This window comes from Thermoanaerobacterium calidifontis, from assembly GCF_055381745.1.
This window is the reverse complement of sequence record NZ_AP042436.1, coordinates 1,211,509-1,234,617: the sequence shown is the minus strand read 5'-3', so window position 1 is coordinate 1,234,617 and position 23,109 is coordinate 1,211,509. Positions and strand designations below refer to the sequence as shown.

Below are 23,109 nucleotides of genomic sequence, written 5' to 3'. Positions count from 1 at the left end.
AATATCTCATTGCCCTATAAAGTTGTACATCTGGAACATAGGCATCACTATAGACACTACTATAAAGCCGACTATTGACGCCAAGAAAACTATTATTAACGGTTCAATCAATGTAGTCATCTGAGATACGGCTGTGTCAACTTCACTGTCGTAAAAATCCGCTGTTTTCCTTAATATGCTGTCCAATGATCCCGAATCTTCTCCAACCTTTATCATTTGAATAACCATCGGCGGAAATATATCGATTTTCTTTAAAGGCAATGCAAGCCCATTTCCCCTTTTTATCTCTTCTTCAGCCTTTTTTAAGCCATTTGCCAAAACAGTATTGCCTACCACTTTTTCTACGACAGACAATGATTCCATCAGTGGAATCCCTGAACCTATAAGTGTTGACAGCGTCCGCGTAAACCTGGATGTAATGATCTTCACATTTAGTGGACCAAATATTGGCATCTTTAACAACAAAAAATCAAATAATTCTTTTCCTCTATCTGTCTTCATAATCCTCAAAAGTAAAAATATTAAAAATACGATATTCCCCAAATAGACATACCAATAATGCGCTATAGAATCACTTAAGCCTAAAAGTATCAATGTCGGCGTCGGCAATTGCGCTCCTGCATTTTTAAACATGCCTACAAATGTAGGAAGTACATTTGTAACAAGAAATACAACTACCAATACTGCAACGATTGATACAATTGCAGGATATGCTAAAGCTGATTTTATCTTTTGATTTAAATTATTTTCTTTCTCAAAATGTTCAGCCATTTCATTTAATACTTTGTCTAAAGTACCGCTTACTTCTCCTGCTTCTATCATGTTAAATAAAAGCATTGGAAATACATCTGGATGCTTTCTCATCGACTCAGAAAGAGTTTTTCCTTTCTGCACATCCTCGTATACATCATTCAAAGCCCTCTTAAGTCTTTTATTTTCAACTTGCTCAGACAAAGTAGCAAGCGATGCAACAATAGAAATACCTGCATTTATGAGCACCGAAAACTGCCTGCAAAACACAGCTATATCCTTTACCTTCACTTTACGAGAAGAATTGATGCTTTCAAAAATATCCTTCTTCTCCACCTTCTCCTTAACATCTAATATATAATAGTTTTTCTGCTTTAAGCTATCTACACAAGACGATAATGTATCAAGCTCCATAGTACCTGTTATAAGATTTCCATCCATATCCCTTGCCTTATATGTATAAGTTGGCATCTAGGCCACCCTTTCTCGTATCATCTTATACTACTAATCGAGAAAAGTTTTCTCTATCAACACAATATGTAAGTGCATCGTCCATAGAAATCAAGTTTCTCTTTAATAGCTGCGATATCCACATGTCCATTGTCACCATTCCAAATTTATTTCCTGTTTGCACCATCGATTGTATTTGAAATGACTTACCTTCTCTTATTAGATTTCTTATTGCAGGTGTAGCTATCATCACCTCTACAGCGACGACTCGCCCTGAATTATCTATTTTAGGTAGCAATTGCTGAGATACAATCCCTTCTAACACATTTGAAAGCTGTACTTTTATCTGCTGTTGCTGATGTGGTGGGAAAACATCTATAATCCTGTCGATAGTCTTTGCTGAACCTATAGTATGTAATGTAGACAACACAAGATGCCCTGTCTCAGCCGCTGTTATAGCTATCTGTATCGTCTCAAGATCCCTCATTTCTCCAACCAGTATCACATCAGGGTCTTCTCTTAATGCTGCCCTTAATGCACTGGCGTATGACAGAGCATCATGCCCGATTTCTCTTTGATTTACTATACTTTTTTTGTGCTTATGCAAATATTCAATAGGATCTTCCAGGGTCAATATATGACAATTACGTTCTTCGTTTATTAAATCGATCATAGACGCCAATGTCGTAGATTTTCCACTGCCTGTAGGCCCTGTAACAATTATGAGGCCACGGGTTTTAAGCGCAAGTTCTTTAATCACTTCAGGAAGTCCTAATTCATCAATTGTCGGAATTCTCAAAGCTACAGATCTTATAGCAAGGCTATATGTTCCTCTTTGTTTATAGGCATTTATCCTAAACCTTCCAAGCCCTTTTACTGAATACGACAGATCAATGTCACCCGCATCTTCAAGTTTTTTTAGCTCATCGCTTGAAAGCAAATCTTTTGTTATATCTTCAGTATCTTGAGGCGTTAATTGAGGTAAATCAAGTTTTATAAGTTGACCATTAATCCTAAGTACTGGAGGAACGCCAACTGTTATATGCAAATCAGATGCGCCTTTTTCTACAACCATAGCCAGAAGTTCACTTGTTTTCATCGTATCACCTTTAGCAATTATTTAATGTTAATAAGCATCATCATATGTAAGACGTAACATTTCATCTACAGTAGTTACACCTAATAAGACAAGCTTCTTTGCACTTTCTTTAAGCGTATTCATACCATTTGATACAGCCTCATTTAAAATCACATCTGCCGGAGCCTTCTCATTTGTAAGCTCTCTTATCTTAGGAGTCATCATCATTATCTCGTATATAGGAACTCTACCGCGATAACCAGTCTTATTGCAAACGGCACATCCTTTTGATTTGTACAATTTAAGTGGTTCATCGGTATCGACCCCTAAAATAATCTTTTCTCTCTTGCTGGCATCATATTCTGTTTTACAGTTATCGCATATTTTTCTCGCCAACCTTTGAGCAATGACACCGACAACAGACGAAGAAATAAGGTATGGCTCAATCCCCATGTCAATAAGCCTTGTTATCGCGCCTGCAGAATCATTCGTATGTAATGTAGATAATACAAGATGACCTGTTATGGAAGACCTTATGGCTATTTCTGCAGTCTCTCGGTCTCTTATTTCACCAATCATTATTATGTCTGGATCCTGCCTTAGTATGGATCTTAAAGCAGAAGCAAATGTAAGGCCAGCTTTTTCGTTGACTTGAACTTGATTTAGCCCTTCAAGAGTATATTCAACAGGGTCTTCAACAGTTATTATATTTTTGTCAGGTTTATTAAGCTCATTTAACATAGCATAAAGTGTCGTGGTTTTACCACTTCCTGTAGGTCCAGTAAGAAGGATTATGCCATTTGGGTGTCTAAGTAAATTATCAAATAATTTTAAGTCATCGCTATTTAACCCCAATTTATCTTTTGTTATAATATAACCGCTTTTATCCAATATCCTAAGCACGAGCTTTTCGCCGTAGATTGTAGGCAAAGAAGAAACTCTTATATCTATATTTTTGCCGCTCGCATTCATTTCGATTTTACCATCCTGCGGTATCCTTCTTTCGGCAATATTCATATTGGCCATGATTTTTATTCTGGTGATAACCGGCCCTTGGGTGCTTTTAAATACCCTCATTGCCTCATGCAATTCACCATCGATTCTAAACCTTACTCTTAAGTCATTTTCAGTAGGTTCTATGTGAACATCAGATGCGCGGTTTTTCACCGCTTGCTCGATAATAGAATTTACCAATCTTACTGCAGGTGCATTGTTAATCTCATCTTCTGAAATATCTTTTAATAAATTGCTGTCCTCTTCAGCGTTATCATGGCTTAGTTCCTTTTTAAAGTCTTGAACAGCCCTTTCAGCTTCTTCTTTTCCAAAAACTCTGTCAATAGCCTTCAATATACCATCTTCAGAAGCAATCAATGGCTTTACATCAAGTTTCGTGACAAGTTTAATATCATCAATAGCAAAGATATTAAGAGGATCTGCCATTGCCACAAATATGCTGTCGTTTTCTTTCTTTATAGGTATGGCAACGTGCCTTTTAGCCATTGACTCAGGTATAAGCTTTGCCACATTAGCATCTATAAATACCTTTTTCATGTCTATATGAGGTATGCCCAATTGAAACTCCAAAGCCTCAATGATCTGCTCCTCTGTTAGGTATCCTTCTTTTACAAGAATTTTACCCAACTTTTCACCAGTCTTTTTTTGTATCTTTATCGCATTATTGAGCTGATTCTCGTCTAAAAGACCAACTTCCACAAGAAGATCTCCCAATTTCTTTTTTATCATCAAGGCCCCTCCAAAATAAATAAACCCGACAATGATGCCGGTTGCGCCACTATATCAATGAGTCATAAAGCGCCCAAATATAGACTCACATCATCTATCTCAATCAAATCTATGAAAATTAAAATCACACACTAATTTATATTCTACATTATTTAACAAAATCCTTCTTTTTAAGAAAATTTAAAATAATTTTTTTATCGAAATTTGCTCCAGTCCAAATTTTAAATGAATCAATTGCCTGATTTATAAGCATATCAAGTCCATTAATGTATTTTATGCGGTATTTCTCCGCATAGCTTAGAAATAACGTCTTTTCAGGATTATATATAATATCATAGACAAATTTCGCTTTTGCAACTACATCTTCTCCAATTGGCGACACATCTACATTAGGATACATACCGACACTGGTAGCGTTTATCAATATATCAATCTCATCTAACATATTTAGATCGTTATACGATATTCCTAAACTTTTAATGTTAAAATTATTTCCCATGTGAATGCTAAGTTCCTTTGCTTTATCTATTGATCTATTGCATACATATATTGACTTAACTCCTAAAAGTGCTAATCCTACGGCCACAGCTTTGGCAGCACCACCAGCACCTAAAATAACTGCATTTTTGCCTACAACATCCACGTTGTGTTCTTTTAGAGATTCCATAAAACCTGTTACATCGGTATTGTATCCTTCCAATGAACCACTATTATTTTTTATTGTGTTCACTGCTCCAATAAGTTTTGCTTCATCTGAAATACGATCAAGATACTTTATCACACTTTCCTTATGTGGAACAGTAACATTAAGGCCTTTTATACCTAATGCTTTTATACCCATAATTGCATCTTTTAAATCTTCTTCATTTACATCAAAAGAAACGTAAACCGAATTAAAATCGAGATTTTCAAAGGCATAGTTATGTATCAAAGGCGATAAACTATGTCCTATTGGATACCCAATTATACCATAAATGCTTGTTTTAGAATTAATATTCATTTTTTCACACCTTTTTCAGAACCTTTTTTTCTAATTTTCTCATGATTTTAGTCCATCCAAACTCTTCGCTTGACAAAGGTCTTACAAGTATCGTAAAAAGTCCGACTCTATGCCCCCCAAATATGTCAGTAAAAATTTGATCGCCAATAATAGCAGTTTCATCAGGCGTAGAGTCAAGCATTTCCAAAGCCTTATAAAAAGCAGACTTTCTCGGCTTTATAGCCCATGAAATGCCTTTTACACCTGTATCTTTAGTAAAATTATTAACTCTTTTCGTTGTATTGTTTGATATAAGGCAAACTTTAAAGCCTTTTGACTTCAAAAATTTAAATAAGTTAATTACTTTTCGATCAGGATTTAAAACCTTTTGCGGTACAAGCGTATTGTCAATATCAAAAATCAATGATGTTATTCCTCTTTTTTTTAAGTTTTCAAAGTCTATATCGTATATTGAATTAGCATACATATCTGGTATCAATTTTTTATACAATAAATTCACCCCAAACTTACTTTAATTATACTTTACAAAAAAATAAACTGTCAATATAGACAGCATTTGGATTAAAAACTTTGGATCACATTTACATCGTCATTTCTTTAAATAACTTGTTTAATGCCTTTTTTTCTATTCTCGATACGTAAGATCTTGAAATTCCTAACATTTTCGCTATTTCCCTCTGAGTTTTTGCACCACCATTTATGAGACCATACCTTAATTCAATTATTAACTTTTCCCTGTTTTTAAGAACACTATTTAACTTATGGTACAGTTTTTTGACTTGCATCCTCAATTCTACTTGGTCACTTACCTCGTCTGTCTCAGTTCCTAAAATATCTATAAGCGAAATCTCATTGCCTTCTTTATCAACACCTATAGGATCATGTAAAGATATTTCAGATTTTATTTTCTTTTCAGCTCGCAATGACATCAATATTTCGTTTTCAATGCATCGAGCCGCATATGTGGCCAAATGAGTTCCTTTTGAAGAATCATAAGTTAAAATCGCCTTAATAAGACCTATTGTACCTATAGATATTAAATCATCAACATCTTTACCTGTATTGCTGTATTTTTTTACGACATGCGCCACAAGCCTCAAATTTCTTTCTATCAAAATATTCTTCGCTTCTTCATCACCGTTTTTAAAGGCTTCAAAATACTTTTTTTCTTCTTCTGCTGTAAGAGGTTGGGGAAATGAATTAGCATTTGTTAAATAGCCAAAGTTGATTATGTCTTTCACGATTGATGTTACAAGCGCTATAAGCGATGCCCACATAAAGGCCACCTCCACATTTTAGGTCACATATTAAATATATGCAACTTAAAATGTTTGGTGCAAGTCTCATTTATAGTATTTCATTATTTCTTCAGCTATTTGTTTAAATATCGGAGCCGCTTTAATTCCTCCTATATCGCCATTTTTAACAAAGACTGATATTGCATAAACAGGCTCATCATAAGGAACAAAACCAGTAAACCATGCATGATAGATGTTTTTCTCTCTGTTTACCTCAGCCGAACCAGTTTTTCCTGCCGACTTATACTCGGTTTCTGCGTTTTTCCCAGTTCCATTTACCACAACATCTCTCATCATTTCTTTTACACTTTCTGCTGTGCTTTCGCTTACCACTCTATACGAATTTACCTTGTGTAGATTTTCTACAACATTGCCATTTTCATCAACAATAGCTTTTAAGAGATTAGGAACATTTCTTATGCCGTCATTGGCGATGGTCGCTGCAACATCAGCAGCTTGCAGTGGAGTCATTGTAACATCTCCCTGTCCAATTGAAAGATTTCCTATGCCAGCACCTAATGTATTTTCCAAGGATGGCAATGTGCCAATTTGCTCCTCTATCGGCAGATTATCATCTTTTGTTATTCCAAATTTTTTTGCCATTTCTATTATATCGCTGCCGCCTGTCTTTTGCCCAATTTTTATAAATGTCGTATTTGATGAGACTTCAAATGCTTTGATCATGTTAATCAACCCATTTGACTCATCCATAAAGTTATGGTAAACCACACCATCGATGTTTATATACGGTTCGTCAATAAAGTTATCATATATGTTGACTTTTTTATTTTCTAATGCAGCAGATGCCACTATTATTTTAAAAATGGACCCCGGGGGATAATCCATCACTGCTTTATTCAGCAATTCTTCGTTTTTGCTGTTTAGGTAATCGCTAACTTTATTTTGATCGTAGTTAGGCCTTGAAGCCATTGCCAAAATATCTCCATTTTTTACACTTAAAACAACCGCAGCTCCATTAATATTGTTTTTATCCAAAATATTTTCTACCGCTTTTTGAATATGATAATCGAGTGTTGTTTGAAGCGAGTATACATTTTTATCAGTGCTTCTTATTCTTACACCCAATCCTTTTAAATAGTCATTATTGTTGTCTTTAAATACAGCTATAGAATCATATCCATTAGTGCTTAAAATTTTGTTGAATGTGTCTTCCAATCCATAATTAGCGCTACCACTGTATCCTATTATGTGTCTTGCCAATGAATTAGAATCATATCTTTGAGGAATATTCAGTATAAAGATTCCGACAGGCAAATTTCCGTCGTATGTATATCTAACTTTATAACTAAGAATATCTTTGCCTTCATTTAAGTTTCCATATATTTCACTTTCTGAAATACCAGTTAGTTTATTTATTATTTCTGATGCATTTTTTTTATTGATGATCAATCCAGGGATTGCATACACGTACTTTGTTGAAGTTCTATCTGTAAAAGGAATTAAATTTCTATCGTATATTTCTCCACGTTTTTTGTCTAAATTCAAACTTTGAATTTTTTGATCTACAGCAATTTTAGCGTATGTTTCTCCTTTTACGTATTGTATATAAAAAAGCCTTATCAATAATGATAAGATAAGAAATGTAGTTATGACATTTAAAACAATAAATCTAAGGTTTTTCCTATTCATAAAAAAACTCCTTTCCGGGTTTATTATTTCCCTTAAAGGAGTTTAACATTCACTAAGCTATGCTTTTTTTCTAAGAATGTAATATTTTTCTACCTTCCTCTTTAATGGAATCTTTACAATCATCTGTGGATGCGGTGCAACTCCGATTTCATTGCCTTCTATATCATACATTTTATCAATAGTCTCCACAAACATGTCTTTAGGACCTATGATCTCTATTACATCACCTGAAAAAAATCTGTTTCTTTGCTCTATTACAGCCATTCCACTTTTATCATCGTAATCAATCACCATTCCAACAATATTGTAATTCCTGATGTATGAGGAAGAATCATAATTGTGTGATTCAGAACCAGGTTTCCCAAAATAAAAACCAGTCGTAAAGTCTCTATTGCTGACTTTCCCCAATTCTTCTAAAAGGCCTTCATCAAAAACATATCTATCGCCAAATTCCAGATAATCATCAATTGCTTTTCTATAAGCTTTTGTTACAACAGCAACATAATAGGAGCTTTTGTTTCTGCCTTCTATCTTTAGGCTGGTTGCGCCAGCTTTGATAATATCTGGAATGTATTTTATCATGCATAGATCCTTTGAATTCATTATATATGTCCCTCTGTCATCTTCCTCTATTCTCATATACTGTCCAGGCCTTTTTTCTTCAACAAGATAATACTTCCACCTGCATGGATGCGTACATTCGCCTTTGTTTGCATCTCTTCCTGTTAAATAATTGCTTAGAAGGCATCTTCCGGAATATGAAATGCACATTGCACCGTGAACAAAAACCTCCAATTCTAAATCGTTTGGAGTTTTTTGTCTTATCTGCTTTATCTCTTTCAAAGACAATTCTCTAGCCAAAACAATGCGCTTTGCCCCTAATTCATGCCAAAAAATTGCGCTTCTATAATTAACGTTGTTAGCTTGTGTGCTTATATGAATCTCAAGTTTTGGTGCAACTTCCTTGATTATCGAAAATACACCTGGATCAGAAGCTATCACTGCGTCTATTCCAGTTTTACTAACTTCATATATATATTCTGGCAATCCTATGAGATCATCATTGTGAGGAAATATGTTTACAGTTAAATAAGCTTTTTTACCATGATTTTTAACATATTCAACTGCATATTTGATCTCATCCATGCTAAAGCCGACTGTAGCTCTAAGTCCATAATTGTTTCCACCGAAATAAACGGCATCTGCTCCATAATTTATCGCAACTTTTACCCTCTCTAAATCACCGGCCGGTGATAATAACTCAACCATTTTTTCACTCCTTTACGCTTATAGACAAACCATCACCAATAGGAATAATCGACGTAGATATTCCTGTCTTGTTTAAAACATATAAAATAAAATCTCTCATCCTATAAACTATCGTTCTCCGCTTATGTTTTACATGCTTTTCAGCAGCAACATAACCTTTATACAAAATATTATCGCAAATCAAAATACCTCTATCGCTTAATAGCCTTAAAGATTCGTCAAAAAATTCCTTGTAATGGCCTTTTGCTGCATCAATAAATATTAAGTCATACTTTTTATTAAGACAAGGCAAAACGTCCAAAGCATCACCTTTTATAAGTTCAACCCTATCTAATAGAGATGCTTTAAAAAAATTCTCTTTTGCCATCTCAGCCATCTCCATGTCTTTCTCGATGGTAAGAATTTTACAATTTTCATAAGCTAATAGCATCACGATAGAAGAATAGCCAATGGCTGTGCCTATTTCTAAAATATTTTCTGGTTGCTTGATTTTTATAATTGTCTCCAAAAATTTCGCAACTTCAGGTTTTACGATTGGAATAAAATTATCACTTGCATAACTTTCGATTTCTTTAAGCAGCCCTTGACTTACATCAAACAATTGCCTTATAAATTTTATGTCGCTATCTATCATAAACGGCACCTCTAAATCAATTAACCTTTTTTTCCGCATTCAACTGATCTATATAAGTCCTGCTAAAAATATGAGAACCGTCATTTTGAGCCACATAATAGTAATAATCATGTTTTGCAGGGTTTATAGCTGCTTCTATGGATTTTAAACCCGGATTGCTAATTGGCCCTATTGGCAATCCATAGTGCAAATAAGTATTATATGGTGAATTAACTTTTAAGTCATCAAGAGATAATTTGTCTTTGTGCTCTCCTAAAGCATATTCCACAGTAGCGTCAATCTGCAATTTCATGTTTTTATTTAGCCTGTTGTATATTACACCAGCAATAAGTGGTCTATCTTTGTCTATTTTAGCTTCTTTCTCAATCATTGATGCTATTATCACAATTTTGTCTGTAGTCATGCCAACATTCGTCTCTTTCCCTTTTATATAAGATTTATATATTTCATCAAACCTTGACAGCATGAGATTTATAATATCATGAGCACTGGTTCCTTTCTTTATAATATATGTGTCAGGAAAAAGATATCCTTCTAAACGGTCTGGTCTATCTTTAGGAATATCCTTTAAAAACTCATAATTAAACACGCCATTTTGAGCTTCATTCATAAAATCGCTTTTCTTTACTATCCCCATCTGTTGCAAGCGGTCTGCAATCTCACTTACAGTAAATCCTTCAGGTATAGTAAATTTAACAGTGTCTAATACAACCTTTCCTTCTTTCAACTTCTCAATTATCTCATCCGTAGTCATATTTGAACTTAAAAGATATTTCCCCGCTTTCATTTGGACGCCATCATCGTAAAACTTTGAACGAAAAATAAAAAACCACTCACTTTTTATTAAGTCTTTATTTCGCAATATCTTAGCTATTTCTAAAGTCGACGCACCTTGTGGTATGATAACTTCTTTTTCAGTCGAATTATTATCAACAGGCTTAAATAGACTCTCATAATATATAGCCGCTGATATGATAAAAAAAACTACAATAACAATAGCAACAAGAGATCTTTTCTTTACTTTCCCCTTTACATTTATCATCATGAGCTCTCCTCAAATCAAAAATCGACACTTTATACAAAGATTATATAATTATATACAAATAAAAACAAGTAAGGTTTTTAGCCTACTTGTTTTTATTTGTTATTTTAAATTAACAACATCCATTATAATCTTTGTAATGTCATCCATTATCATAGAAAAACTGTATTCTGCAGAAAGATAAGCATTTAATTCGGGATTTAAGCTCAGTATATCATAAAGCTTTTTCAGCATTTCTTCATCTTCTTTTGTTATTTCTTTTCCTGTCAGTTCTTTCGCCTGAATTTCTAATTGTTTTTTTCTAAAATCTTCTAACATTTTTTTATTTTGCTCATTTGACTCAATTTTTTTGAATGCATCTTTAAACGCTTTATATTCAGGCAGCTCTTCTATTGCTCTTTTTAATTCATACGCTTTATCGTATACGTTCATATCTTAATCCTCCTATATTTCCATTATTATAGGTAATATCATTGGATTTCTCTTCGTTTTTTCATATAAAAAGCTGCTTAAACATTCTTTAATCATAGTCTTTATAGATGACCATTCCGTTATATCATCCTTTTCACACTGTGAAAGAGTTTCTTTAACAAGATTTTTGGCTTCCTCCATCAAATCTTCTGATTCTCTCACATATACGAAACCTCTCGATATTATATCAGGTCCAGCGATTACAGAACCTTTTTCTTTAGATATAGTAACAACTACCACCAATAAACCATCTTGAGAAAGATGCTTTCTATCTCTTAAGACTATATTTCCTACATCGCCAACGCCTAAGCCATCAACCAATACTTTGCCTGCAGTTACTGTACCGGCAATCCGACCTGAATTCTTTGTAAATTCAATCACTGTACCGTTATCAGCAATAAATATGTTTTTAGGATCCATGCCAAGATCTTCGGCTAACTTTGCATGTTGCTTCAAATGCCTATATTCTCCATGTACGGGAATAAAAAATTGTGGTCTTATTAGTGTGTGGAGCAATTTGATTTCTTCTTGGCATGCATGTCCAGATACATGTACATCAGCCAATGCATCGTATATTACTTCTGCGCCTTTTTTGAACAGTTGATTTATCACCCTTGATATTAATTTTTCGTTACCAGGTATGGCAGAAGCAGATATTACAACTGTATCACCCGGCACTATCTCAACCTTTTTGTGTTCTGAAGATGCCATTCTTGTCAACGCTGACATGGGCTCTCCTTGGCTGCCAGTGGTAATAATGACCACTTCACTATATGGAAGTTTATTGGCTTCATCGATGTCTATAAGTGTACCTTCTGGTATGCTTAAATACCCTAATTCGTTGGCAACATTAATGACATTTATCATACTTCGCCCTGAAATTGAAACTTTTCTTCCATACTTATAAGCAGAATCAATTATCTGTTGGACGCGATGAATGTTTGATGCAAATGTAGCTACGATTATCCTCTGTTCAGCTTTTCTAAATATATTGTCAAATGTGTCTCCAACAGTTCTCTCAGACATCGTATAACCTGGTCTCTCGATATTTGTGCTATCACACATCATGACAAGAACACCTTGTTCTCCTAATTCGGCAAATCTGTGAAAATCAGCCACTTCTCCACCAATTGGAGTAAAATCTATCTTAAAATCACCAGAGTGAAATACAACTCCAACAGGTGTATGAATAGCCAGTGCTGCCGAATCAGCAATGCTGTGAGACGTTCTTATAAACTCTACTCTAAGTTGACCAAACGTCACTGTCTCTCGAGGTTTTACCGTTATCAATTTGCTATCTCTTAAAAGCCCATTTTCTTTTAATTTGTACTCAACTAAGCCAAGCGTCAAACGCGTCCCATACACAGGAACATTTAATTGCCTTAAAACATATGGCAAAGCTCCAATGTGGTCTTCATGCCCATGCGTTAAAACGATAGCTTTAACTTTTTCTTTGTTTTTTAATAAATACGAAATATCCGGGATGACAAGGTCTATCCCCAACATCTCGTCATCAGGAAAAGCAAGACCGCAGTCAATGACAATAATGTCGTTTCCGTACTCAATTACAGTCATATTTTTCCCGATCTCATTTAACCCGCCCAAAGGTATGATTTTTAATTTTGTCTTATTTGTCAAATACATGTCTCCCTTCTTCGTTAATATCGCTAATAATATTTTAACCAACAACAATAAAACATTACCCGTACAACACACTAATTAATTGTATTATACTTTATTTAGTGCTCATCTTCAAGTGGATATAAAAAATTAAGCCCGTCAATCTGACAGGCCTAATTTTTATTTTGTTTGCACTTGCTACAATACCCAAAAAATTTTACATTGTGATCGATTATTTGAAAGTTTTTCGTATTTTCTATCGCTTCTTCTAAGTTTTCTAACAAATCCCCTTCCATCTCTATCACACTACCACATTTTAAACAAATCAAATGGTGGTGCTGATGATCTTCATTGTGATAAAGCTCATATCTGCTGCGTCCATCATCAAAGTTTAATTTGTATATTATGCCCATTTCATCAAAAAGCTGTAAAGTCCTGTAGACAGTAGCAAGACCTATCTCTGGATATTTTTCCTTTACGAGATCATATATTTCCTCTGAAGACAGATGCTTTTCGCGATTTTCTATTATAACGTCAAGTATTGCCCTTCTCTGTGTGGTCAACTTAAATCCCTTTTGCTTCAAATTCTCCTTTATATCATCTATTTCGTTCACTTTTTCACCACCTTACATTTTACCTGTTTATAAAAGTTTATGCATTACATTCTCAATTGTCAACTATTTTTGCAAAAATAAAATTAGATGTATCATTAATATAACCTTATATTAACACAAAAAAAGATGTATTTTCAATTGAAATTAAAAATATTTTTATAAATCCTTTATTTGCACATAAATCATCAATTTTTTAAGATAAATAACGTATTTTTTGAAAACGACAGTAAAAAGAAAAGTTTTGATGGTGTTATTTCCCAGGTAATATTTGTTATATAGGAGAGTTTTGCTTAATAAAAATAGATATACCTTCAAGGTATATCTATTCGTCATCATGATGGTGGTGGCAGTCACAATCATCATCACATTCATATTCTTCCAATAATTCGTTGTAAGCTTCTACTACATCATTAAACTCATCTTCGTCATCTATTCCGACAAATATGTCTTCACCATTTTCATCTTGCTCAACTCTCAAAATATACGCATCATCGCTGTCACTGTCTATAGGTGCAACAACAGCATACCTTGTGTCATCAAGTTCAAAAGATGAAATTAGTTCAAAATCTACTTCATTGCCATTTTCGTCGATAAGCTCAATAATGTCATTATTAAATTCGTTATCCAACAAAATCACCTCATTTCTTATACCGATAATCCCATTGTAGTATACAAAAAATTTCCTGTCAAGTTAAATTGATTTCCTTTTATAATCAAGATACCCTTGTAGAATTATCGTGGCTGCCAGTTTATCTATGACTTTCTTTCTCTTGTCCCTTCTCATGTCAGCATTTTCCACAAGCATCCTATTAGCCTCGACTGTCGTCAACCTTTCATCCCACAACATTATAGGTAAATCAATTTCTTTTTTTAAATACTCCACAAAATTGATCACTTTCTGCCCTTGAGCTCCTATTGTACCATTCATATTTTTAGGAAAACCAACGACAATTTCCTCTACTTTAAACGCATCTATAATCTTCTTTATCTCAAATACATCGTTATCTAAACTTTCTCTTCTTATGGTTTTAATTCCTTGTGCTATAAGCCCTGATGGGTCACTAACAGCAATACCTATGGTTTTATCACCAACGTCTAAACCTATTGTGCGCAATTCTACTCTCTCCATTCACGCATACAATACGCCTCACACTTATAAGACGTGTGAGGCTAAACTCTATTTCTCTAAATAATTTTTAACTAATTCCTCAACTAATTCATCTCTCTCAATCTTTCTTATAAGATTTCGAGCATTTTTATGGCTTGTTATATATGTAGGATCACCTGACAAAATATAACCAACTATCTGATTTATAGGATTATATCCTTTCTCCAACAAAGCATCATATACAGAATTCAGTATGTCTTTTGCTTTACCGTCTTCATTTTCAAAATGAAATCTTACGGTTTCATCATTGCGGTCAGCCATTTTTATCACCTCTATGGGATTTTCATTTAATATATTATACGACTATAATATATTAAACTATGAATAGTAGTCAAGTTAAATTTTTATTTAAGTTTTTCAATGAACAAAGATCTTGAAGTTTCTAAAGCTATATTTATCTTTTCTAAATTATTGCCGACACCTTGAGCCATATCAGCTCGTCCACCGCCTTTGCCATCTGCAACTTGGCATATTTCCCTTATGATATTGCCAACGTTAATTCCCCGCTCAACCGCATCTTTCGTCGCCATTCCTACAAAATTAATTTTTTCATCTCTAATTGTAGCAAGTATTATAACAGTGCTTTTTAATCTGTCCTTAAGTATATCTCCCATCATCTTAAGCTCATCTACATCCAAATCATTTAATGTAGCACTAACAAATTTTATTCCATTTATGTCCTCTGCAGAATTAATTAACTTATCTGACATTGATAACACTACTTTTGATTTTAGCTGTTCCAATTGTCTTTCTAAGTCCTTTATAGTTTGACTTAAATCAGCGATCCTATCCACAATGTCTTTTTCATTAACCTTTAGTATCTGTTCTATATTAGAAATTAATTCTCCTTTTTTGTTCAAAAATTCTAAAGCGCCTAACCCTGTCACAGCTTCAATTCTCCTGACACCTGCGGCGACACCACTTTCCGCAATGATTTTAAAAGCTCCTATCTGAATAGTATTAGTGACATGAGTTCCTCCACAAAGCTCTTTACTGTAATCAGAAATATTTACGACCCTTACCACATCACCATATTTCTCTTGAAAGAGTGCCATTGCACCTTTCTTGATAGCTTCATCCTGTGACATAATGTCAATCGATACATCGATGCTCTCGTAGATTTTCTCATTAACCTCATCTTCTATCATCTTAATTTCGTCAGCAGTAAGCGCTTGATAATGAGTAAAGTCAAATCTAAGTCTATCTGGCGTAACCAAAGATCCTGCTTGATGTACATGGTCGCCTATAAACTTTCTCAAGGCACTATGCAGTAAATGTGTCGCAGTATGATTTCTTGCTGTGCTCATTCTATTCTTCTCATCTATTACAGCCTCTACTGTATCACCTACATTTAAAATACCTCTTTCAATAGTGCCGATATGGACAAATTTATTCCCACCAGCTTTTTTGCAATCTTTTATGTTAATATAGACATCTTCACTTTTTATTATGCCGCTGTCTCCAACTTGGCCACCGCTTTCTGCATAAAACGGCGTCGTATCTAAAATAATATTTACTTCTTCTCCCGCTTCAGCAGAATTAACAAGCTCGTTATCCTTTATAATAGCCAAAACTTTCGCATCAGATTTAAATACCTCATAACCGACAAACTTTGTCTCAATATCTTTCATGTTCGAATAAATATCCTTTTCCCAAAGGGCATTATCTTCTTTTCTGCTGCTTCTGGCTCTTAATCTCTGGTTCTCTAATTCCTTTTGGTATCCATCTTCATCTACCGACATACCAGATTCGCTCAATATTTCTTTAGTAAGCTCAATGGGAAAACCATATGTGTCATACAGTTTAAATGCTTTACTGCCCTCCAATACATTTTCTCCTGAAGCCTTCAAATCATTGATATATCCATCAAGTATATCTAATCCTTGATCAATCGTCTCTTTAAATCGTTCTTCTTCTTTTTTTATTACACTTTTTATGTATTCTTTTCTTTCTTGTATTTCAGGGTACGCACCTTTATAATGTTCAACAACAACATCCACTACATCATATAGAAATGGCCTATCAAGTCCTAATAGCTTGCCATATCTTGCTGCTCTTCTTAATAATCTCCTTAAGACATATCCTCTACCTTCATTTGATGGCAATATTCCATCAGATATCATGAAAGTAACCCCTCTAATATGATCCGTAATAACTCTTAAAGATACATCGCTTTTCTTATCAGCACCATATTTTACACCAGCCATTTTACCAACATAATCAGTAATACCACGAATTACATCAACATCAAATATGCTGTCAACCTCTTGCATTATGGTCGCTATTCTTTCAAGCCCCATACCTGTATCTATATTAGGCTTGGGCAGTGGATTGTAGTTTCCTTCTGCATCTTTGTCAAATTGCGTAAACACAAGGTTCCAAAACTCAATAAATCTGTCGCAATCACAACCAACACCGCAAGTAGGTTTCCCACAGCCCTTGTCCTCCCCTCTGTCAAAATATATTTCTGAACACGGTCCACATGGTCCTGTTCCAATCTCCCAAAAATTATCTTCTTTACCCATTCTGACAATTCTCTCTGGTGGAAGTCCAACAACTTTATTCCATATTTCAAAAGCCTCATCATCGTTTTCATAAATAGTCACCCATAATCTATCTTCTGGCAATTCTAAGACTTTCGTCACAAACTCCCATGCCCATGGTATTGCTTCTTTCTTAAAATAATCACCAAAAGAAAAATTGCCCAGCATTTCAAAAAAAGTCCCATGCCTTGCCGTCTTTCCAACTCTATCTATATCAGGAGTCCTAATGCATTTCTGACATGTAGTAACTCTTTTGCTTGGTGGAATTTCCTTACCGGTAAAATACGGTTTCAAAGGAGCCATTCCAGCATTGATAAGCAGCAAACTTTTGTCATTTTTGGGTACAAGTGAAAAACTTGGCAATCTCAAATGTCCTTTGCTTTCAAAAAAACTAAGATATTTCTCCCTTATCTCATTCATTCCGAGTTTTTCCATAAATATCCTCCTTATGTTTACAAAAAAACGCCCTACAAGGGACGGCAGAAACCTTCTCTTTTTATGTATATTTTACAAGAAAGCCTAATTAAAGTCAACAATTGCAATTATACCTCCATAAAAATATCCTTAAATATCGCTTTTGCCACAGCTACGACAGGAACTGACAAAAGCATACCTAATATTCCGAAAAACTGCTCTCCTACCAAAAGAGCAATTATGACTGTTATAGGGTGCAAATCCACATTGTCGCTCATTATTTTTGGAGCTATTATGGCACTTTCGATTTGTTGTACTAAAAAAAACACAACAAATGACCATACGCCTTTATAAAATGAATCCATAAGCCCCATGACAACTGCTGGAATCGAACCTAATATAGGTCCGAAATATGGTATTATATTTAATATACCAGCTAATATTCCTATCAGCAATGAATACTTTACTCTTAATATCATCAGTCCTATTGACGTCAAAACTGTCACTATTAATGAAATATATATTTGGCTTCTAATATAATTACTTAAGACATAGTCAATATCTTTTAAAATCTTCAAAAAAGTTCCTCTCATTTTTTGTGGTATAAACTCGTTAATGCCATTTTTTAAAACTTCTTTGTCTTTTAGTAAGTAAAAAGTAATAATAGGTGATAATATCAAATTTACAAGATGACTTGTCATTGAAATAACACTTTGCATTGCTCTGTCAACTATCAATTCCATTTGCTTATCAAACATATTTGCTCGCTTAATGAATATTTTATTAAATTCTTTTGGCAAGTACGATAAATAATCATTTTTAATATTATTAACTTTGTCATTCAATAGGCTAATATAATCCGGTATCATTTTAAAAAGATTCGATATTTCATTCACAATTACTGGAAATATAAAAATAGCAAAAAGTGATAATACAATCATCAGCAAAAAATAAACAATTATTATAGATTGTACTCTTTTTATACCTTTTCTTTCAATGTATATCACAATTGGATTTATGAGATATGCAAGTATAATAGAAACCAACAATGGTAACAAAATTTCTTTTATTTTATTTACATTCCTATAAAAAAAATACAAAACAATAAATGCTATAATTATCCATATAATGTATTTAATATATCTTTTGCATATTCTCATATAAAACACCTTTAAATAAAAGGGCTAAAAGCCCTTTTACATTTTATTCGCCCTACGCGCAATTTTGGTTAAACCTATCTGAATTAATTGTCTAACTTTTTTTGAATTAATTCTCGGTAAAATAAATGCTGCTGCCGCTGCACCAGTTAAGAAGCCTTTTAAATATTTTCCTTTGTCATCCATGATAACCCTCCTATCTTAAATTTCAATCAAGCGTAAATCTGCAAGTGCAAGAACTTTTATTTCAACATATCGATGATTTTAGTATACCACTTTTTTAAATTAGTAAACCTATCATTTTATTATTTCCAATATAAAGATGACGATATAGAATAACCGGATAATATTACCAAAAGTCCTATTACATTCGATGATATTATATTCCTATTTAAAATTCCATTAAACGATAAAATATAAATCATAGCAGACGGCAACATAAGAGGAATGAAGTTCCATATATCAAATTTTAATTTGCTGCCATTAATAGGTTTATATAACAGCTTTGAAAAGCCTATCAAGATCCCAAAAACAAAATAAATTAATGACATGCTCAAAAATTCATTGCGTGCATTTAGCGTCTGTGAAAACATTAAATCTACTCTTTTGATTATTAAATTACCGACTAACAAATAAAAATACACTGAAATAATATAAAGTTTTTTAATCATGTAACATATTAACTCCTTAAATTTTATTATATTTTTTATTAGATGAATGCCTTTTTCTTATTGGTCTTTAACTACATTGTTTCTGTTTTTATCAAAATTAGGGAACCACTGCCAAATTGATTATTACCTCATTCTCAATCTCTAAATCAAAATCAATATCAATATATTGTACATTTTCATGAGATACTAATATAATTATTTTATTTTCTTTTATCTCTTCTATGTATTTGCATAAATTCCTTTTTGACTCTTCATCTAAAAATGTCATTGCTTCATCAAGTATTATTATTTGAGGATCATGTATTAATCCTCTTAATATAGTTATTTTTCTCCTTTGACCACCTGATAAATTTTCTCCATTATTTGTAAGCATAAGGTTCATATTTACTTTTTCACCATTAACAATATCATTAAATCCTAATTTATTTGCCAACGAAATTATTTCATTATCGTCTATATCTCTTCCCAATTTTATATTGTTCTTAATTGTATCATTAAAAAGATATGTTTCCTGAGGTATTATACCAATCAATTTTTTTATTGATGTACTCTTAATGTTATCAATATTTAAATCATCATATAAAACCATTCCATCTTTTGGTTTCAAAAGTCCGCAAATTATATCAATTAATGTAGTTTTTCCCCTTCCGTTAGCACCATTTATTCTTATTACCCGTCCTTTATGAAATTCACATGATAAATTACTTATTATGTCATTTTTCTCATTGTACCCAAAGGTTATATTTTTTATTTTTATCTCATTCACTTTTCTTTTCTCTATACGCGAAATATCATCTATTTCGGTATTTATATCAGCAATCTCCCTATATCTTCTAAAAGCAGCTAAAGATTTCTGTAAATCTATGTTTATATTTGCCAATGATTGTATTGGCTGAAAAAGTTGATTTAAATATGATGATAAGGCTACAATACTGCCTATTGTTAATTTCCCTTGTATTACTAACATACCACCATATAATAGCAATACCATCGATGGTATAAAAAACAAAAATGAAAGAATCGAGTTGCTTATACTTTGTATATATAAATTCCCATACGTTTTATCTATATATTGATGCATCACAACTGAAAATCTTCTTTTGGAATACTTATATATTTTTGTATATTTCAATAATTTTATGTTGGAAATATTTTCTTGTAATACATTATTAATTTTAGCATATATCTGCATGAAGTCCATATTGATTTTCCTAAATATAGGGTTATAATATCTAAACAATATAAAAATAAACGGTGTTACTATCATTGAAATTAATGTTATTTGTCTATTTAAAATATACATAATAGAAAATGTTACTATCAATGTAGCAACCTGAGTGATAATATTTATAAGCGTAGCTGAAAATAAGTTTACTACGTTTGGCAGTTCATTTAATATTCTAGACATTATTTCACCTGTCTGTTTTTCGTTAAAAAATGTGATTCTTTGATTTATCACTATTTCATACAATTTCATCCTCAAATTATACAATAGCTTCTGCCCAATAAATGTAAAAATATAATTTTGAATTACACCTAATAATGTTACTAAAATAAATATTGCAAAAAATATTAGATTAAATATAATCAAATTCTGCACATTCTTTTGTGCTATAGAATTATCAATGATTAATTTTATTACAAACGGTTTAGCCAAAGATAAAACAGTCGACATTATAATCACTAAAAAGCCAACAATCTCTTTAGCTTTAAATGGCTTTATGATTTTAAATATGTACTTAAAATCACCTTTCTTCATAATAACGTGTCTTTCCTTTCTTACAATATAACAAATAAACTTTTAAAAAGTCAAAAAACGATTATTTTGAATTGAAATTTTCTATTCCGTAGATTTTTTTATTGTAAAAATACTCACAAATGCTGTATATTTCAATTATTATAACAGAAATAACCATCATGTCGTCTATAAAATATACATAAATAGGCAATCTGTTATAAGGATATAGTTTAATGATTTTGGCATCTCCTATGAAATGCATGGCAGATGCAATATATATATTCCCTGTTCGCAAATACAAATAACTTGCAATAATACCTGAAATAAATACATTTAAAAAGTATGTTATGTTCATATTTCCATGATGTACCAAATACGTTATAGAAAAATGTGCCATCGAAAACATTGCATTCGTCAGAAGTATAGCAATTATTACTTTTAAAGTTTTATTCTTCACAATAATTGTTTCTAAAATTTTGTAATAAAGAACCACCCTAAATAAATATTCTTCTTCTAATGCTACAAAAACAAAATAAAAATTTTGAAATAGTATCGTCACGAAGTTTCCAGTATTCCACACAAAATAATATCCAATATGAAATGCCTTTGATAATACTATTATAAGAATTATAAGCAACATTGTATAGGCAACTAATTCAAAAAAAGATTTTAAGGAAAACTTTATATATTTTATATAGTTAAATTTATTTAACAAATATAATGCAAGAACTAGCATCAAAAATTGTATTCCATAATTCGTCATAATTGTTAAATATAAATTATTGTATTTTAAGATGAAAATTTTCATTATGTATATAACTGAAAATATTATTGCAATAAAAGCACAAACTGTTAAAATTATTTTTGTTAATTCTTTTCCTTTTATCATATCAAATCCTCCATATCTTTATAAAAATAATATAGTCTAACTTTGTTCGTATTTGCTATATAGTCTTAGATAATAGCGTTTAACCATATAATAACTTTCTATTAACATAATTGAAATCACTAAAAGAATAATTTCCTCGTAATGGTAATATCCGATGTCAATCGTTGTTAAAATCGGAAAGTCAAAATAAAAATGCATCATACAAGCTAAGTATATATTTCTACTTCGTAAAAAAAGATAACTGAAATAGATACCTGTTATAAATATTTCAAAAAGTTTAGAAATATTATAATGACGTATAGGATAATGGGCAATTGAGAATAAAATATTTGTTAATATCACGCTAAATACTATTTTTAAGACGTTGCTTTTTAAATTTAATATTTCAGATATTTTAAAATAAAGAGTAATTCTATATAAATATTCTTCTGTTAACGCAACTAAAATAAATAAAATCATTTGTGATATTGCAACAATATAGTCTACCTTGTTCCAGTTTGCAATAATATTCTTAAAATCGGTAAACAAAAAAATATTATATATCTTAAATATATCCAGTATATACTTAGTAAATGTCAGCGATAATGGCATAAATACAAATGCTTTGATTATAGATTTAAAAGACGTCTTAATATATTTTGTATAATTAAATTTTTTTAGTAGAAATATAGCTAAAACTAACAACAAAATTTCCGTAATAAAATTGTAAACTAAATTACTACTTGTCATAACTAATGGATCATTATTTCTTATATTAAAAAAATGATATATACCTTCAAACAAATACATCATCATAAATTGATAAAAATATAAAGCCATGACAAAAATAAAAAATATTAAAATTAAAATATTAAATCTTTTTATCATATATTTCACCTCATTATTCAGTCTAATTTAAAAAAAATACGGA

At 32.2% G+C, this 23,109-nt stretch carries 23 protein-coding genes; all 23 read right to left on the bottom strand.

The annotated features are described in order from the left end of the window. Positions 1–6: 6 nt before the first annotated feature. The 23 genes from ACZ42G_RS06280 to ACZ42G_RS06170 all read right to left on the bottom strand — a co-directional run bounded on the left by ACZ42G_RS06280 (position 7) and on the right by ACZ42G_RS06170 (position 23,066). Positions 7–1,221, bottom strand: a complete 1,215-nt coding sequence (locus tag ACZ42G_RS06280) for a type II secretion system F family protein (RefSeq protein WP_464851998.1) — start codon at positions 1,219–1,221, stop codon at positions 7–9. A 25-nt stretch (positions 1,222–1,246) separates the two neighbouring features. Continuing rightward, entirely contained in the window at positions 1,247–2,299 is a 1,053-nt protein-coding gene (locus tag ACZ42G_RS06275; RefSeq protein ID WP_085113655.1) for a type IV pilus twitching motility protein PilT, read from the bottom strand. Positions 2,300–2,326: 27 nt separating this feature from the next. Then, positions 2,327–4,021, bottom strand: a complete 1,695-nt coding sequence (locus ACZ42G_RS06270) for a GspE/PulE family protein (RefSeq protein ID WP_464851997.1) — start codon at positions 4,019–4,021, stop codon at positions 2,327–2,329. A gap of 148 nt (positions 4,022–4,169) precedes the next feature. Beyond that, entirely contained in the window at positions 4,170–5,021 is an 852-nt protein-coding gene (aroE, locus tag ACZ42G_RS06265) for a shikimate dehydrogenase (RefSeq protein ID WP_464851996.1), read from the bottom strand. Between the two features lie 4 nt (positions 5,022–5,025). After that, the gene (locus ACZ42G_RS06260) at positions 5,026–5,520 is read right to left on the bottom strand and encodes a YqeG family HAD IIIA-type phosphatase (RefSeq protein WP_085113658.1); all 495 of its coding nucleotides are present in this window, start codon (positions 5,518–5,520) and stop codon (positions 5,026–5,028) included. 82 nt (positions 5,521–5,602) lie between these two features. After that, the gene (sigK, locus tag ACZ42G_RS06255) at positions 5,603–6,298 is read right to left on the bottom strand and encodes an RNA polymerase sporulation sigma factor SigK (protein WP_085113659.1); all 696 of its coding nucleotides are present in this window, start codon (positions 6,296–6,298) and stop codon (positions 5,603–5,605) included. A 66-nt stretch (positions 6,299–6,364) separates the two neighbouring features. After that, positions 6,365–7,969 (bottom strand): peptidoglycan D,D-transpeptidase FtsI family protein, encoded by a 1,605-nt coding sequence (locus tag ACZ42G_RS06250; protein ID WP_464851995.1) that lies wholly within the window; start codon positions 7,967–7,969, stop codon positions 6,365–6,367. A gap of 57 nt (positions 7,970–8,026) precedes the next feature. Beyond that, positions 8,027–9,238, bottom strand: a complete 1,212-nt coding sequence (locus tag ACZ42G_RS06245) for a peptidase U32 family protein (protein ID WP_464851994.1) — start codon at positions 9,236–9,238, stop codon at positions 8,027–8,029. 4 nt (positions 9,239–9,242) lie between these two features. Continuing rightward, complete coding sequence (locus ACZ42G_RS06240) at positions 9,243–9,872, bottom strand: O-methyltransferase (protein WP_464852124.1); 630 nt, start codon at positions 9,870–9,872, stop codon at positions 9,243–9,245. A 16-nt stretch (positions 9,873–9,888) separates the two neighbouring features. Next, positions 9,889–10,914, bottom strand: coding sequence for an endolytic transglycosylase MltG (gene mltG, locus ACZ42G_RS06235; protein ID WP_274892709.1), 1,026 nt, complete (start codon positions 10,912–10,914; stop codon positions 9,889–9,891). A gap of 102 nt (positions 10,915–11,016) precedes the next feature. Then, a complete protein-coding gene (locus tag ACZ42G_RS06230) occupies positions 11,017–11,346 on the bottom strand; it encodes a YlbF family regulator (RefSeq protein WP_464851992.1) in 330 nt (109 codons plus the stop codon). Between the two features lie 12 nt (positions 11,347–11,358). Next, entirely contained in the window at positions 11,359–13,029 is a 1,671-nt protein-coding gene (locus ACZ42G_RS06225; RefSeq protein ID WP_464852123.1) for a ribonuclease J, read from the bottom strand. 149 nt (positions 13,030–13,178) lie between these two features. Next, a complete protein-coding gene (locus tag ACZ42G_RS06220; protein ID WP_013787920.1) occupies positions 13,179–13,619 on the bottom strand; it encodes a Fur family transcriptional regulator in 441 nt (146 codons plus the stop codon). 322 nt (positions 13,620–13,941) lie between these two features. Beyond that, positions 13,942–14,247, bottom strand: coding sequence for a DUF1292 domain-containing protein (locus ACZ42G_RS06215; protein ID WP_085113665.1), 306 nt, complete (start codon positions 14,245–14,247; stop codon positions 13,942–13,944). A gap of 63 nt (positions 14,248–14,310) precedes the next feature. Beyond that, positions 14,311–14,733 carry a Holliday junction resolvase RuvX gene (gene ruvX, locus ACZ42G_RS06210; protein WP_085113666.1) on the bottom strand — a complete coding sequence of 141 codons (423 nt, stop codon included), beginning with the start codon at positions 14,731–14,733 and terminating at the stop codon, positions 14,311–14,313. 63 nt (positions 14,734–14,796) lie between these two features. Beyond that, complete coding sequence (locus ACZ42G_RS06205; RefSeq protein WP_085113667.1) at positions 14,797–15,048, bottom strand: IreB family regulatory phosphoprotein; 252 nt, start codon at positions 15,046–15,048, stop codon at positions 14,797–14,799. An 83-nt stretch (positions 15,049–15,131) separates the two neighbouring features. Then, on the bottom strand, positions 15,132–17,765 hold the full coding sequence (alaS, locus tag ACZ42G_RS06200; RefSeq protein ID WP_464851991.1) for an alanine--tRNA ligase: 2,634 nt from the start codon (positions 17,763–17,765) through the stop codon (positions 15,132–15,134). Positions 17,766–17,872: 107 nt separating this feature from the next. Further along, on the bottom strand, positions 17,873–18,904 hold the full coding sequence (locus ACZ42G_RS06195) for an AI-2E family transporter (protein WP_464851989.1): 1,032 nt from the start codon (positions 18,902–18,904) through the stop codon (positions 17,873–17,875). Between the two features lie 36 nt (positions 18,905–18,940). After that, positions 18,941–19,087 (bottom strand): hypothetical protein, encoded by a 147-nt coding sequence (locus tag ACZ42G_RS06190; protein WP_464851988.1) that lies wholly within the window; start codon positions 19,085–19,087, stop codon positions 18,941–18,943. 119 nt (positions 19,088–19,206) lie between these two features. Further along, complete coding sequence (locus ACZ42G_RS06185) at positions 19,207–19,572, bottom strand: hypothetical protein (protein ID WP_464851987.1); 366 nt, start codon at positions 19,570–19,572, stop codon at positions 19,207–19,209. 97 nt (positions 19,573–19,669) lie between these two features. Beyond that, positions 19,670–21,331 (bottom strand): ABC transporter ATP-binding protein, encoded by a 1,662-nt coding sequence (locus ACZ42G_RS06180; RefSeq protein WP_464851985.1) that lies wholly within the window; start codon positions 21,329–21,331, stop codon positions 19,670–19,672. Between the two features lie 61 nt (positions 21,332–21,392). Then, positions 21,393–22,199: a CPBP family intramembrane glutamic endopeptidase gene (locus ACZ42G_RS06175; protein ID WP_464851983.1), complete on the bottom strand. Its 807-nt coding sequence runs from the start codon at positions 22,197–22,199 to the stop codon at positions 21,393–21,395. A gap of 36 nt (positions 22,200–22,235) precedes the next feature. After that, positions 22,236–23,066, bottom strand: a complete 831-nt coding sequence (locus tag ACZ42G_RS06170) for a CPBP family intramembrane glutamic endopeptidase (protein WP_464851982.1) — start codon at positions 23,064–23,066, stop codon at positions 22,236–22,238. Positions 23,067–23,109 lie beyond the last annotated feature (43 nt).

Excerpts from the sequence above, each read along its gene's own strand:
- ACZ42G_RS06205 (WP_085113667.1), bottom strand. The coding sequence starts at position 15,048 with ATGGCTGACCGCAATGATGAAACCGTAAGATTTCATTTTGAAAATGAA.
- ACZ42G_RS06170 (WP_464851982.1), bottom strand. The coding sequence starts at position 23,066 with ATGATAAAAAGATTTAATATTTTAATTTTAATATTTTTTATTTTTGTC.
- ACZ42G_RS06280 (WP_464851998.1), bottom strand. The coding sequence starts at position 1,221 with ATGCCAACTTATACATATAAGGCAAGGGATATGGATGGAAATCTTATA.
- ACZ42G_RS06270 (WP_464851997.1), bottom strand. The coding sequence starts at position 4,021 with ATGATAAAAAAGAAATTGGGAGATCTTCTTGTGGAAGTTGGTCTTTTA.
- mltG (WP_274892709.1), bottom strand. The coding sequence starts at position 10,914 with ATGATAAATGTAAAGGGGAAAGTAAAGAAAAGATCTCTTGTTGCTATT.
- ACZ42G_RS06230 (WP_464851992.1), bottom strand. The coding sequence starts at position 11,346 with ATGAACGTATACGATAAAGCGTATGAATTAAAAAGAGCAATAGAAGAG.
- ACZ42G_RS06195 (WP_464851989.1), bottom strand. The coding sequence starts at position 18,904 with ATGAGAATATGCAAAAGATATATTAAATACATTATATGGATAATTATA.
- ACZ42G_RS06185 (WP_464851987.1), bottom strand. The coding sequence starts at position 19,572 with ATGATTAAAAAACTTTATATTATTTCAGTGTATTTTTATTTGTTAGTC.
- ACZ42G_RS06240 (WP_464852124.1), bottom strand. The coding sequence starts at position 9,872 with ATGATAGATAGCGACATAAAATTTATAAGGCAATTGTTTGATGTAAGT.
- ACZ42G_RS06275 (WP_085113655.1), bottom strand. The coding sequence starts at position 2,299 with ATGAAAACAAGTGAACTTCTGGCTATGGTTGTAGAAAAAGGCGCATCT.
- ACZ42G_RS06225 (WP_464852123.1), bottom strand. The coding sequence starts at position 13,029 with ATGTATTTGACAAATAAGACAAAATTAAAAATCATACCTTTGGGCGGG.
- ACZ42G_RS06190 (WP_464851988.1), bottom strand. The coding sequence starts at position 19,087 with ATGGATGACAAAGGAAAATATTTAAAAGGCTTCTTAACTGGTGCAGCG.
- ACZ42G_RS06245 (WP_464851994.1), bottom strand. The coding sequence starts at position 9,238 with ATGGTTGAGTTATTATCACCGGCCGGTGATTTAGAGAGGGTAAAAGTT.
- sigK (WP_085113659.1), bottom strand. The coding sequence starts at position 6,298 with ATGTGGGCATCGCTTATAGCGCTTGTAACATCAATCGTGAAAGACATA.
- alaS (WP_464851991.1), bottom strand. The coding sequence starts at position 17,765 with ATGGAAAAACTCGGAATGAATGAGATAAGGGAGAAATATCTTAGTTTT.
- aroE (WP_464851996.1), bottom strand. The coding sequence starts at position 5,021 with ATGAATATTAATTCTAAAACAAGCATTTATGGTATAATTGGGTATCCA.
- ACZ42G_RS06180 (WP_464851985.1), bottom strand. The coding sequence starts at position 21,331 with ATGAAGAAAGGTGATTTTAAGTACATATTTAAAATCATAAAGCCATTT.
- ACZ42G_RS06175 (WP_464851983.1), bottom strand. The coding sequence starts at position 22,199 with ATGATAAAAGGAAAAGAATTAACAAAAATAATTTTAACAGTTTGTGCT.
- ACZ42G_RS06250 (WP_464851995.1), bottom strand. The coding sequence starts at position 7,969 with ATGAATAGGAAAAACCTTAGATTTATTGTTTTAAATGTCATAACTACA.